Source organism: Paracoccus acridae (assembly GCF_014642735.1).
Taxonomy (GTDB): domain Bacteria; phylum Pseudomonadota; class Alphaproteobacteria; order Rhodobacterales; family Rhodobacteraceae; genus Paracoccus; species Paracoccus acridae.
In genome coordinates this window covers 119,559-132,138 of record NZ_BMIV01000002.1, presented here as the reverse complement: position 1 = coordinate 132,138, position 12,580 = coordinate 119,559, and the positions used below count along the sequence as shown (strand labels likewise).

The 12,580-nt window shown below is 65.1% G+C and carries 12 protein-coding genes; 10 read left to right on the top strand and 2 right to left on the bottom strand.

The window, feature by feature from the left end; all coding sequences use genetic code 11:
• Window positions 1–38: 38 nt before the first annotated feature.
• From IEX25_RS03735 to metK, 7 genes are all read left to right on the top strand, one after another.
• Entirely contained in the window at window positions 39–581 is a 543-nt protein-coding gene (locus IEX25_RS03735; RefSeq protein WP_188714086.1) for a DUF1285 domain-containing protein, read from the top strand.
• Complete coding sequence (locus IEX25_RS03730; RefSeq protein ID WP_188714085.1) at window positions 581–1,336, top strand: hydroxypyruvate isomerase family protein; 756 nt, start codon at window positions 581–583, stop codon at window positions 1,334–1,336. Before IEX25_RS03735 ends, IEX25_RS03730 begins: the two co-directional genes overlap by 1 nt.
• Before the next feature lie 17 nt (window positions 1,337–1,353).
• Window positions 1,354–1,542, top strand: coding sequence for a hypothetical protein (locus IEX25_RS03725; protein WP_103172721.1), 189 nt, complete (start codon window positions 1,354–1,356; stop codon window positions 1,540–1,542).
• A gap of 92 nt (window positions 1,543–1,634) precedes the next feature.
• Window positions 1,635–3,455, top strand: coding sequence for a translational GTPase TypA (gene typA / locus IEX25_RS03720; protein WP_188714084.1), 1,821 nt, complete (start codon window positions 1,635–1,637; stop codon window positions 3,453–3,455).
• A 262-nt stretch (window positions 3,456–3,717) separates the two neighbouring features.
• Window positions 3,718–4,395, top strand: coding sequence for a TetR-like C-terminal domain-containing protein (locus IEX25_RS03715; protein ID WP_188714083.1), 678 nt, complete (start codon window positions 3,718–3,720; stop codon window positions 4,393–4,395).
• Between the two features lie 330 nt (window positions 4,396–4,725).
• Window positions 4,726–6,117 carry an adenosylhomocysteinase gene (gene ahcY / locus IEX25_RS03710; RefSeq protein WP_188714082.1) on the top strand — a complete coding sequence of 464 codons (1,392 nt, stop codon included), beginning with the start codon at window positions 4,726–4,728 and terminating at the stop codon, window positions 6,115–6,117.
• A gap of 4 nt (window positions 6,118–6,121) precedes the next feature.
• Window positions 6,122–7,300 (top strand): methionine adenosyltransferase, encoded by a 1,179-nt coding sequence (gene metK / locus IEX25_RS03705; RefSeq protein ID WP_188714081.1) that lies wholly within the window; start codon window positions 6,122–6,124, stop codon window positions 7,298–7,300.
• A gap of 52 nt (window positions 7,301–7,352) precedes the next feature.
• On the opposite strand, the gene IEX25_RS03700 is transcribed toward metK, so the two are convergent.
• Entirely contained in the window at window positions 7,353–7,820 is a 468-nt protein-coding gene (locus IEX25_RS03700) for a type II toxin-antitoxin system RatA family toxin (RefSeq protein WP_103172726.1), read from the bottom strand.
• Window positions 7,821–7,898: 78 nt separating this feature from the next.
• Here IEX25_RS03700 and IEX25_RS03695 point away from each other — a divergent pair, with 78 nt between their 5' ends.
• On the top strand, window positions 7,899–8,084 hold the full coding sequence (locus IEX25_RS03695) for a hypothetical protein (RefSeq protein WP_188714080.1): 186 nt from the start codon (window positions 7,899–7,901) through the stop codon (window positions 8,082–8,084).
• 110 nt (window positions 8,085–8,194) lie between these two features.
• On the opposite strand, the gene ypfJ is transcribed toward IEX25_RS03695, so the two are convergent.
• Window positions 8,195–9,040: a KPN_02809 family neutral zinc metallopeptidase gene (gene ypfJ, locus IEX25_RS03690; RefSeq protein WP_188714079.1), complete on the bottom strand. Its 846-nt coding sequence runs from the start codon at window positions 9,038–9,040 to the stop codon at window positions 8,195–8,197.
• Between the two features lie 177 nt (window positions 9,041–9,217).
• Between ypfJ and IEX25_RS03685 the strand changes: the two genes are divergently transcribed.
• Window positions 9,218–9,682, top strand: coding sequence for a disulfide bond formation protein B (locus IEX25_RS03685; RefSeq protein ID WP_188714078.1), 465 nt, complete (start codon window positions 9,218–9,220; stop codon window positions 9,680–9,682).
• 171 nt (window positions 9,683–9,853) lie between these two features.
• Window positions 9,854–12,535: a DNA gyrase subunit A gene (gene gyrA / locus IEX25_RS03680; protein ID WP_188714319.1), complete on the top strand. Its 2,682-nt coding sequence runs from the start codon at window positions 9,854–9,856 to the stop codon at window positions 12,533–12,535.
• The last annotated feature ends 45 nt before the right edge of the window (window positions 12,536–12,580 follow it).

The window sequence follows — 12,580 nt, the reverse complement described above, 5'->3', positions numbered from 1 at the left end:
CGAACCATAAGAGGATATCGGAAAGGCGACTACAGAGAATGGCAGATCGCGGTGACAAAGCTGTGAGCGCCGAAGGCATCGCCGCAGCGGCCAGTAGGGCGGCCAAGGGGGGCCTGCCGCCGGTGCATCTGTGGAACCCGCCCTTCTGCGGCGACCTGGACATGGAGATCTGCGCCGACGGCAGCTGGTTCTATCAGGGCACGCCCATTGGCCGTCCTGCCATGGTCCGGCTTTTCTCGACGATCCTGAAACGGGAAGGGGACAGCTTCTTTCTGGTGACGCCCGTCGAAAAGGTGGGCATCCGCGTGGTGGACGCGCCTTTCGTGGCCATCGACGCCGATATCCTGCCCGACGCGGTGACGTTCACCACGAATGTGGGCGACAGTGTCACGGCCGGGCCGGACAACCCGATCACCCTGCGCGGCACCCCCGACGCGCCGCGCCCCTATGTCCATGTGCGCGCCGGGCTGGAAGCCCTGATCGACCGCAAGACCTTCTATCGCCTTGCCGCCGCCGCAACTGACGAAGGGGGCCGCGCGGGCATCCGGTCAGGCGGCGTGTTCTTTCCGTTGGAACCCTGATGCCCCGCTTCGCCGCCAACCTGACGATGCTGTTCACCGAACTGCCGATGCTGGAGCGATTCGCGGCCGCCGCGGATGCAGGCTTCCAGGGGGTCGAGATCCTGTTCCCCTATGACATCCCCGCCCGCGACCTGTCGCGCGCAGCCATCGCGGCGGGGCTGGAATTCGTGCTGATGAACACGCCGCCGCCAAACTGGGCGGGCGGGCCGCGCGGTTTCGCCGCCGAACCGGGGCGCGAGGATCGGTTCCGCAGCGACTTCGACCGCGCGCTGCGCTTTGCCGAGGCCCTGCGGGCGCGGCATGTCCACATCATGGCGGGTTACGCCGAAGGCCCGGACGCACGCGCGACATTCACGCGCAACCTGGCCTGGGCGGCGGATCGCGCCCCCCATGTCAGCCTGATGATCGAGCCGCTGAACCCCATGGACCAGCCCGGCTATTTCCTGGCGGACTTCGACCTGGCGGCGGAAATCATCGCCCAGGTCGGTGCCCCGAATCTGGGGCTGCAATTCGACAGCTATCATGCCCAGTTGATCACCGGGGACGCGATGGAAGTCTGGCGCAGGCATGGGGGCATCGTCCGCCATGTCCAGATCGCGGGCGTTCCCGGACGTCACGAACCGACGGGCGGGATGATCGACTATCCCGGCTTTTTCGCCGCCCTGGATCAATCGGGCTACAAGGGCTGGGTCAGCGCGGAATACAATCCCCGCGCCTTGACCGCGCAGGGTCTGGGCTGGTTGCCACGGACCTGAAACGGTCGACCTTGACGATGGAACCCGATGCAGATCAAACCGTTAAAGGTTCGATCGCCCAAGGGGGCACAGGCCCGGCCGCATCCACTCAAGGATACAGGCATGGCAGTCAACACAAAGGAGCCGTTGCCATGAACTCGATCATCTACATCGTCGGCCTGGTCGTCGTCGTCCTGTTCATCCTGTCCTTCCTGGGATTGCGCTGAGGCCCGGCGCGCGGCGCCAGCGGGCGCCGCGATTGCGTCTGGTCTTTCGGGCGACTTTTCTGTAGGGCGGCCGCAAATTGAAAAGGTCGCCCATGGATATCCGCAACATCGCCATCATCGCTCACGTTGACCACGGCAAGACGACGCTGGTCGACCAGCTGTTGCGCCAGTCCGGGTCGTTCCGCGAAAACCAGGCCGTCGCCGAACGGGTGATGGACAGCAACGACATCGAACGCGAACGCGGCATCACCATCCTTGCCAAGGCCACCTCGGTCGAATGGAAGGGCACGCGCATCAACATCGTGGACACGCCCGGCCACGCCGATTTCGGCGGCGAGGTGGAACGGATCCTGTCCATGGTCGATGGCGTCTGCCTGCTGGTCGATGCCGCCGAAGGCCCGATGCCGCAGACGAAGTTCGTGACCTCGAAGGCGCTGGCGCTTGGCCTGCGCCCCATCGTCGTGCTGAACAAGGTGGACAAGCCCGCGGCCGAGCCCGACAACGCGCTGAACGACGTCTTCGACCTGTTTGCCAACCTGGGCGCGAATGACGAACAGCTGGATTTCCCGCATGTCTATGCCAGCGGCATCGGCGGCTGGGCGGACGAAACGCTGGACGGTCCGCGCAAGGACATGTCGGCGCTGTTCGACCTGATCCTGTCGCATGTCCAGCCGCCCAAGCAGATCACGCGCGCGGCCGAGCCCTTCCAGATGCTGGCGACCACGCTGTCGGCCGACCCCTTCCTGGGCCGCCTTCTGACCGGCCGGGTCGAGGCTGGGCGCGCCAAGGCGGGCGACACCGTCAAGGCCCTGTCGCGCGACGGCGAGCGGATCGAACAGTTCCGCATCAGCAAGGTGCTGGCCTTCCGCGGCCTGACCCAGACCCCCATCGACGAGGCGCAGGCCGGCGATATCGTCACGCTGGCCGGCATGTCCAAGGCCACGGTCGCCGACACCATCTGCGCGCTTGACGTGGACACCGCCCTGCCCGCCCAGCCGATCGACCCGCCCACCATCAGCGTGACCTTCGGCATCAACGACAGCCCGCTGGCCGGACAGGACGGCAAGAAGGTCCAGTCCCGCGTGATCCGCGAACGCCTGATGCGCGAGGCCGAGGTCAACGTCGCCATCAAGGTCGAGGATACGCCGGGCGGCGACGCCTTCATCGTCTCGGGGCGCGGCGAATTGCAGATGGGCGTGCTGATCGAGAACATGCGCCGCGAGGGCTTCGAGCTGTCGATCAGCCGCCCCCGCGTGATCTTCCGCGAGGAAGACGGCCAGCGGCTTGAACCGGTCGAGGAAGTCATCATCGACGTGGACGACGACTATACCGGCGTCGTCATCGAAAAGCTGACCGGCGACCGCAAGGGCGACATGGTGGACATGCGCCCGGCAGGCGTGGGCAAGACGCGGATCGTGGCCCATGTGCCCTCGCGCGGGCTGATCGGGTACCATGGCGAATTCATGACCGACACGCGCGGCAACGGCGTCTTGAACCGCATCTTCCACGGCTGGACCCCCTACAAGGGCCAGATCCAGGGCCGCCGCCAAGGGGTGCTGATCTCGATGGAGAACGGCGTCAGCGTCGCCTATGCCCTGTGGAACCTGGAAGAGCGCGGCAAGATGTTCATCGGCGCGCAGGAACAGCTTTATACCGGCATGATCATCGGCGAACACTCGCGCGACAACGACCTGGAAGTGAACCCGCTGAAGGGCAAGAAGCTGACCAACGTCCGCGCATCCGGCACCGATGAGGCCGTTCGCCTGACGCCCCCGGTCCGCATGTCGCTGGAAGAGGCCATCGCCTATATCAACGACGACGAGCTGGTCGAGGTCACGCCCAAGAACATCCGCCTGCGCAAGCGCTACCTGGACCCGCACGAGCGCAAGCGCCAGTCCCGCGCCGAAGGCTGAAATCCCTGACCTGACCATTTGGCGAAGTTCGCAGACCGGCTGCGGCATGTTAGGCTGCGTCGATGGAACCCGTGTCGGGATCGTCGGCGCATGTCCCTGATGTCTGGTGATACGGTCTTGTGGTGTCTGCGACAGTGCCGTGCATCCGATGGATCGGCCACATCTTCGCTTGTCGGCGACACTGGCAGGGAACCAGCAAGGAAGGGATCGGTTCAAGTTATGGGAGGGGCGTCCGGCGCCACGCCTGCACGTTTGCCCCGCCATGAACCTTGTTGACCAGGACAGCCGCGTGAGCAAGCACAACGACATCATGAAGGGCTTGGGTCTGCACGGACAGGCGGTGGTGGCCACGCTGGAGATCATCGCGGATCCCGACAGCCGCGACCCCGATCTTCCCGGTGTCGCCAGGCGCATCGGAATTCCCGTCGATGATCTCCGCCGCATCTTTCCCGATGATCGCAGCCTGCTGATCGCGGTGGCCGAACAGGCCTTGGTCCGGTTGATGGATTCCTGCACGAAGGCGGTCGTGAAGGTCAATCCCGACGACGCGGTGGCCCAGTTTCTTGCCTTGGGCAAGGCCTATATCCGCTGGGCTGTGGATCATCGGGTCCAGTTCCGGCTGATTTCCAGCCATCCCGGGCTTGATGCTGCGCGCGAACCTGACCTGCGCCGTTACCTGGATTCCGTGATCGACCTGATGACGCGGATGCTGGAACGCGCGCGCAATGCAGGCCACCTGCGCGCCGACGAGGATATTCCGATGCTGGTCCTGTCGTCGCGCGCCTTCGCCGTAGGCCTGGCCCAGATGATCGTCGAAGGGCGCCTGGAAACGCCCCGGAACGCCCGCACCCCGCTGGAGGCGGCAGAACAGGCAATGGCGGATTTCGTGACCAGGATCGCCCGTGCCACGACCAGGCGCAAGCGCCGCAGCAGGGGGTAAGGACCCCGGGGCTGCCGGCTGTTTCAGTGATGCCATTTAACATCGCGGTCAACCTGCCCCAGGGGCCGACCCCGGCTTAATCATATTTTCAGATTTATCTGACAGCTTGCTGCTTCGAAGGGTGGCTGCCGTCGCCCGCAGCGTGCTTGTCGCAGGAAAGGAAGACGCGTGGCGCACCGCCGTCTTCCGGGCTGCGGCGGATCTGGGGTTCCGCCGCAGCCACATCCCGGTGGCCTGGACAGCGTCGGGCACGGCAGCCATTTTCCCTTTCGGTCGCGGCGGCCTTGGGCTATCCCATCCACGACCGCAGCAGATGAAAGACGAACCGCCGTGACAGACCACATCATCAGGGATATCTCGCTGGCCGATTTCGGCCGCAAGGAACTGGACATCGCCGAAACGGAAATGCCCGGCCTGATGGCGTTGCGGGCGGAATACGGGGCGGCCAAACCCCTGGCAGGCGCGCGCATCGCGGGCAGCCTGCACATGACCATCCAGACCGCCGTGCTGATCGAAACGCTTGTGGCACTTGGCGCCGATGTCCGCTGGGCGTCGTGCAACATCTATTCGACCCAGGACCACGCGGCGGCGGCCATCGCGGCATCGGGCGTCCCCGTCTTCGCCATCAAGGGCGAGACGCTGGCCGAATACTGGGCCTATACCGACAAGATCTTCCAGTTTCCGGAAGGCACCTGCAACATGATCCTGGACGATGGCGGGGATGCCACCATGTATGTCCTGCTGGGCGCGCGGGTCGAGGCGGGCGAAACCGGCCTGATCGACGTGCCGACCAGCGAGGAGGAAGAGGCCCTGTTCGCTCAGATCCGCCGCCGGATCGCCGAAACGCCCGGTTGGTTCGCCCGCCAGCGCGACGCCATCAAGGGCGTCAGCGAGGAAACGACCACCGGCGTCCACCGCCTGTACGACCTGCACAAGAAGGGCCTGCTGCCCTTCCCGGCCATCAACGTGAACGACAGCGTCACCAAGTCGAAATTCGACAACAAGTACGGCTGCAAGGAAAGCCTTGTGGACGGCATCCGCCGCGCCACCGACACGATGATGGCGGGCAAGGTCGCGGTCGTCTGCGGCTATGGCGACGTGGGCAAGGGCTCGGCCGCGTCCCTGCGCGGCGCGGGCGCGCGCGTGAAGGTCACGGAAGTGGACCCGATCTGCGCCCTGCAAGCCGCGATGGATGGGTTCGAGGTCGTGCTGCTGGAAGACGTGGCCGCCACGGCCGACATCTTCGTCACCACCACCGGCAACAAGGACGTCATCCGCATCGAGCATATGCGCGAGATGAAGGACATGGCCATCGTCGGCAATATCGGCCATTTCGACAACGAAATTCAGGTCGCCGCGCTTCGCAACCACAAATGGACCAACATCAAGGACCAGGTGGACATGATCGAGATGCCTTCGGGCAACCGCATCATCCTGCTGTCCCAGGGCCGTCTGCTGAACCTGGGCAATGCCACGGGCCATCCGTCCTTCGTGATGTCGGCCAGCTTCACCAACCAGGTCCTGGCCCAGATCGAGCTGTGGACCAAGGGCGACGAATACGCGCCCGGCGTCTATATCCTGCCCAAGGCCTTGGACGAAAAGGTCGCGCGGCTGCATCTGGACAAGGTGGGCGCGAAGCTGACAGAACTGTCGCGCGAACAGGCCGACTATATCGGCGTGACGCCCGAAGGTCCCTTCAAGTCAGATCATTACCGGTATTGAGTTCATGACAGAATACAGCCTGTTCACCTCGGAATCCGTTTCCGAGGGCCATCCCGACAAGATTGCCGACCAGATTTCCGACGCGATCCTCGACGCCATCCTGGCCGAGGATCCGCGCGCCCGCGTCGCATGCGAAACCATGGTGAAAACCGGCGTCGCCATCATCTCGGGCGAGATTTCGACCAATGCCTGGGTTGACCTGGAAGGCATCGTCCGGGGCGTCATCAACGACATCGGCTATACCTCGTCGGATGTGGGCTTTGACGGCGCGACCTGTTCGGTCATCAACATCATCGGCAAGCAGTCGCCCGAGATCAACCAGGGCGTCGATCGCGACAACCTGGAAGACCAGGGCGCGGGCGACCAGGGGCTGATGTTCGGCTATGCCTCGGACGAAACCGACGTGCTGATGCCCGCGCCGATCACCTATGCCCACCGGCTGGTGGAACGGCAGGCCAAGGTCCGCCGCGACGGCACGCTGAAATGGCTGCGCCCCGACGCCAAGTCGCAGGTGACGCTGCGTTACGGCGAAGACGGCCGCCCCGAGGCGATCGACGCCGTGGTGCTGTCCACGCAGCACAACCCGGAAATCACCCTGTCGGACCTGCGCGAGGCGGTGATCGAGGAGATCATCAAGCCCGTCCTGCCCGCCGAATGGCTGTCGGACCACACCAAGTATTTCATCAACCCGACGGGCAAGTTCGTGATCGGCGGGCCGGTGGGCGACTGCGGGCTGACGGGCCGCAAGATCATCGTGGACAGCTATGGCGGCATGGCGCGCCATGGCGGCGGGGCGTTTTCGGGCAAGGATCCCTCCAAGGTGGACCGGTCGGCGGCCTACGCCGGCCGCTGGGTCGCCAAGAACATCGTGGCAGCCGGGCTTGCCAGCCGCTGCGAGATCCAGGTCAGCTATGCCATCGGCGAGGCGCAGCCCACGTCGATTTCGTTGAACACCTTCGGGACCGAGACCGTCCCGCACGACAAGATCGTGGCCGCTGTGCGAGAGGTCTTCGACCTGCGCCCCTTCGCGATCATCCGCGATCTGGACCTGCTGCACCCGATCTATCGCCCGACGGCCAGCTATGGGCATTTCGGGCGCCAGCCGTATCAGTTGAACCGGGGAACCGCCTTCAGCTGGGAACGGACCGACCGGGCTGAAGCATTGAAGGCGGCCCTGAGATGAAGGTGGGCGGGTGAAACCCCGCCCGTCGCGGCTTGTTGTTGCCGGGTGGGCTTCACCCCACCTTCGCACCGTAAAGCACCTTGGCGCGGCTTTCGAAGGCGCGGACGATCCGGACCATCGCCTCGTGGAACACCACGCCGATCAGCTTTTGCAGGATCGCGTTCCTGAATTCGAAATCGACGAAGAACTCGACATGGCAGCCGCCTTCGGGGCGGTCGATGAAGGTCCATCCGCTGCGCATGTACTTGAACGGGCCATCCAGGTATTCGGTGTCGATCCGCAGCGGATCGGCCTTGGGCCACAGCACCACCCGGCTGCCGAAGCGTTCGCGGAAGACCTTGAAGCTAATGACCAGATCGGCGGCGACTTCCTCGGATCCGTCGGGACGGGTTTCGCGGGACCGGATGCGTGCGGCGCTGTTCCACGGCAGGAACTGCGGATAGCTTTCGATGTCGGCCACCAGGTCGAACATCTGCTGGGCGGTATAGGGAAGGTCGCGGGAATCCTGATGATGGGGCAATGGCGTCTCGCAGGGTTCTGTCTTGTCAGGCGATCTGGTTTCTGATCCTGTCGCCCGGTCTAGCAGGAGGCCATTGCCTTGAACAACCTGATCTGGCTGCTGCGCGCGTCGAAATGGGCGCGCAATCCGCCAAGCGCCCGCATGGTCAAGCTGGTGTTGCTGGTCGTCGCGGCAGGTCTGTCGATCGCCGTCCTGGAATGGCTGGAACTGTGGCCGGACTGGGCGCGCCTGGAAGAAGGCCGCGCCCCGCGAATTCCGCGTTAACGACGGGCACGGACCGGCTGCGGCTGGGGACGACGGACTGTCAGTGCCGCAAGGCCCAGCGTCATGAGGGTGATAAGCGTCAGCATTGCCTTTCCTTTCGTTGCGGGGGCTTACAGCCCCGCCGCCTGGAACGTGTCGCACTGGGCCATGTCGCCCGAATTGAAGCCGCGCATCAGCCATTCCTGGCGCTGCGCCGCGCTGCCGTGGGTGAAGCTGTCGGGCATCGGCGTGCGCCCGGCATTCGACTGGATCACGTCGTCGCCCACGGCCTCGGCCGCGCCCATGGCTTCTTCAAGATCCCCTTCCTCCAGCGTGCCGAAGCGCTGCTGCGCCTGCCGCGCCCAGATACCCGCATAGCAATCGGCCTGAAGTTCGGTCAGGACCGAGATCTGGTTGGCCTGCCGATCACCCACCTGGCTGCGCAGGCGCTGCGTTTCACCCAGCACGCCGGTCAGGTTCTGGACATGGTGGCCGACCTCATGCGCGATGACATAGGCATAGGCGAAATCGCCCCCTGCCCCCATGCGGCTGGCCATCATGTCGAAGAAGTCGGTGTCCAGATAGACCCGCTGGTCGTTCGGACAATAGAACGGGCCCATCGCCGAGGACGCACCCCCGCAGGCCGACTGCACGACGCCGCTGAACAGCACCAGCCGGGGTTCGGCATAGTCGATGCCAGCCTGCTGCGGCAGGACCTGGGCCCAGACTTCCTCGGTATCGGCCAGCGTGACCGACACGAATTCGCCCCATTCCTGTTCTTCCTGGGTCAGCGGACGGTTTTCCTGCGGCTGGCCCTGGTCAAGTCCCTGCACGACCGGCGTGATGTCGATGCCGAAGAAATAGCCCACGGCCAGGATCGCCAGCATCCCCACGACGCCGACGCCCCCTGCCCCGGCGGCGCCCATGCCGCGCCGGTCATCGATATTGCTGCTGCCGCGCCGTCCACGCCATTGCATTGCCGCCATCTCCCTTGGCCAAAGTGGCCTTCCACCCCAAAACACGAGGGCCATGCCGCCGGTTCCCATCGCGGCATCCACTGGCCCGGCGATCACAGCGCCGCGACAAGATCGCAAGGCGCTTGACGCCGCCGTCCCGCGGGACGATCCACAAGCCAAATCAAGGACGAGGGCATCATGGACGGACGACAACTTTCCCTGCTGGCAGGGGCCGGTTCGGCGGGCCTTCTGATCGCCGCGCTGGGTTTCCAGGCCGCGGGTTACGCGCCTTGCGAATTGTGCATCCTGCAACGCTGGCCGCATGTCGTGGCGATCATCGTGGCGGTGCTGGTGTGGTGGACCGGCCGGGTGCGCGGACTTGCGATCCTGGGCATGATCGCGGCGGGGGCCGCGATGGGGCTTGCGATCTATCACACCGGGGTCGAATGGAAGCTGTGGCAGGGTCCGACGCATTGTTCGGGCACGATCGGCAATCTTGCCACCATGTCCGCGCAGGATTTGATGGAACGGTTGCAATCGGCCCCCGTGGTCCGCTGCGACGAGGTGGCGTGGCGGTTCCTGGGCCTGTCGATGGCCGCCTGGAACGCGGTCTTTTCGGCCGGGCTGGCGGTCGTCTGGGGAATGGCGGCGAAACGGGCGTAAGGCGGTCTTAAACCGTGTCCGGGGTGCCGCCAAACATTGCCCCCAAGGGGGAGGTTGCCTATATATAACCCAACAAGATGTTGAGGAAATCCCGTGGCCGACACCCCCGAAGACGACCTGCCCGAGACCCCCGAGGCGGGTGACGATACCGCCGCTGCGACCCGCCAGGTGATGCCCCATGACGGCCCGGTGATCGACATCAGCGCCGAGATGCGGACCTCGTATCTGGACTATGCCATGTCGGTCATTGTCAGCCGCGCGATCCCCGACCTGCGCGACGGCTTGAAGCCCGTTCACCGCCGCATCCTGTATGCGATGGACGAGTCCGGCAACACCCATGACAAGGCCTATCGCAAGTCCGCGCGACCCGTGGGCGACGTGATGGGTAAGTACCATCCCCATGGCGACGCCGCGATCTATGACGCGCTTGTGCGGATGGCGCAGGATTTCTCCATGTCGCTGCCGCTGCTGGACGGCCAGGGCAACTTCGGGTCCATGGACGGCGATCCCCCCGCCGCCATGCGATACACCGAGGTGCGGATGGACAAGCCCGCCAACTTCCTGCTGATGGACATCGACAAGGACACGGTCGATTTCCAGGACAATTATGACGGCAAGGACCGCGAACCCACCGTCCTGCCCGCGCGCTTCCCGAACATGCTGGTCAACGGCGCGGGCGGCATCGCCGTTGGCATGGCGACCAACATCCCGCCCCACAACCTGGGCGAGGTGGTCGATGCCACGCTGGAACTGATCGAGAACCCCGACCTGCCGACCGAACGCCTGCTTGAAATCATCCCCGGCCCGGACTTCCCGACCGGGGCGCTGATCCTGGGCCGGTCCGGTGCGCGCAAGGCATACCTGGAAGGCCGGGGCAGCGTCATCATCCGCGCGAAAACGCATATCGAGGAACTGCGCAAGGACCGCTGGGCCATCGTCGTGGACGAGGTGCCCTATCAGGTCAACAAGTCCAGCCTGATCGAACGCATCGCCGAACTGGCCAAGGAAAAGCGCGTCGAAGGCATCGCCTCGGTCCAGGACGAATCCGACCGGCAGGGTGTCCGCGTCGTGGTTGAGCTGAAACGCGACGCCACGCCCGATGTGGTGCTGAACCAGTTGTTCCGTTTCACGGCCCTGCAGACCAGCTTCGGCTGCAACATGCTGGCGCTGAACGGCGGGCGGCCCGAACAGCTGACGCTGCGCGACTTCCTGACCTATTTCATCACCTTCCGCGAGGAAGTGGTGGCCCGCCGCACCGCCTATGAACTGCGCAAGGCCCGCGAACGCAGCCATGTGCTGTGCGGCCTGGCCGTGGCGGTCAGCAACGTGGACGAGGTCGTGGCGACGATCCGGTCCTCTGCCGACGCGGCCGAGGCGCGCGAACGGCTGATGGAACGCCGCTGGCCCGCGCATGAGATCCTGGAATTCCTGCGCCTGATCGACGATCCGCTGCATCCGGTCAACGACGACGGGACTTACAATCTGTCGGAAACCCAGGCCCGCGCCATCCTGGACCTGCGTCTGCAGCGCCTGACCCAGTTGGGCGTGCAGGAGGTCACCAGCGAATTGCAGCAACTGGCCGATTCGATTCGCGACTATCTGGCGATCCTGGGATCGCGCGAACGGATCATGGGCATCATCAGCGACGAGCTGCGCGAAATCCGCGGCCTGTTCGCCGTCCCCCGCCGGACCGAGATCACCGACTGGTCCGGCGACATGGAGGACGAGGACCTGATCGAGCGCGAGGACATGGTCGTCACCATCACTTCGGGCGGGTATATCAAGCGCACGGCCCTGGCCGAGTTCCGATCGCAGCGCCGGGGCGGAAAAGGCCTGTCCAGCATGGCGACCAAGGAAGACGACGTGGTCACCACCCTGTTCGTCGCCAATACGCATACCGAACTGCTGTTCTTCACCACCGATGGCATGGTGTATCGCATGAAGACGTGGCGCCTGCCGCTGGGCGGGCGGACCGCCAAGGGCAAGGCCATCGTCAACATCCTGCCGATCGAACCGGGTGTGTCCATCGCCGCGCTGATGCCGGTGGATGCGCCCGAAACGGAATGGGCGAACTATCAGGCGGTCTTCGCGACCTCTGACGGCGACGTGCGGCGCAACGCGCTGTCGGATTTCACCAGCGTGCGGACGAATGGCAAGATCGCCATGAAGCTGCCAGACGGGGTGGAACTGGTGGGCGTACGCATGGCGACCGAAGGCGACGACGTGATGCTGGTCACAGCATCTGGCCGGGCAATCCGCTTCCCGACGGTGGATGTGCGCGTCTTCAAGGGCCGCGATTCGACCGGCGTGCGGGGCATCCGGCTCGCCAAGGGGGACCGCGTGGTCAGCATGTCGGTCATCCGGCACTTCGAGGCCGATCCCGCCGAACGGGCCGCCTATCTGAAGATGCGCCGCGCGGTCGAAGGCGCGCTTGACGACGGGGCCGAGGCCGACGAGGACGAGGAAGCCGTAGCCGAGGCCGCGATCACGCAGGAACGCTATGCCGAAATGTCGGCGGCCGAGGATCTGATCCTGACGATTACGGCCAACGGTGCGGGCAAGATCAGTTCCAGCCACGATTACCCGGTGCGCGGTCGCGGCGGCCAGGGGGTGATGGCGATGGACAAGGCCATGCGTGGCGGCGCCCTGGTGGCAAGCTTCCCGGTGGAGATGGACGATCAGATCATGCTGGCGACATCCACCGGACAGTCCATCCGGGTGCCTGTCGACGGGATCAGCTTCCGCTCGCGCAGCGCGGGCGGCGTCAGGGTCTTCAATACCGCAGCGGGCGAGGAAGTGGTGTCGGTCGCCCGCATTGCGGAGCAGGGCGACGAGGAATCGGTCGAAGCATGAACCAAGGCCCGGCACCTGCCGGGCCTTTCCCACGACGAGGAACAG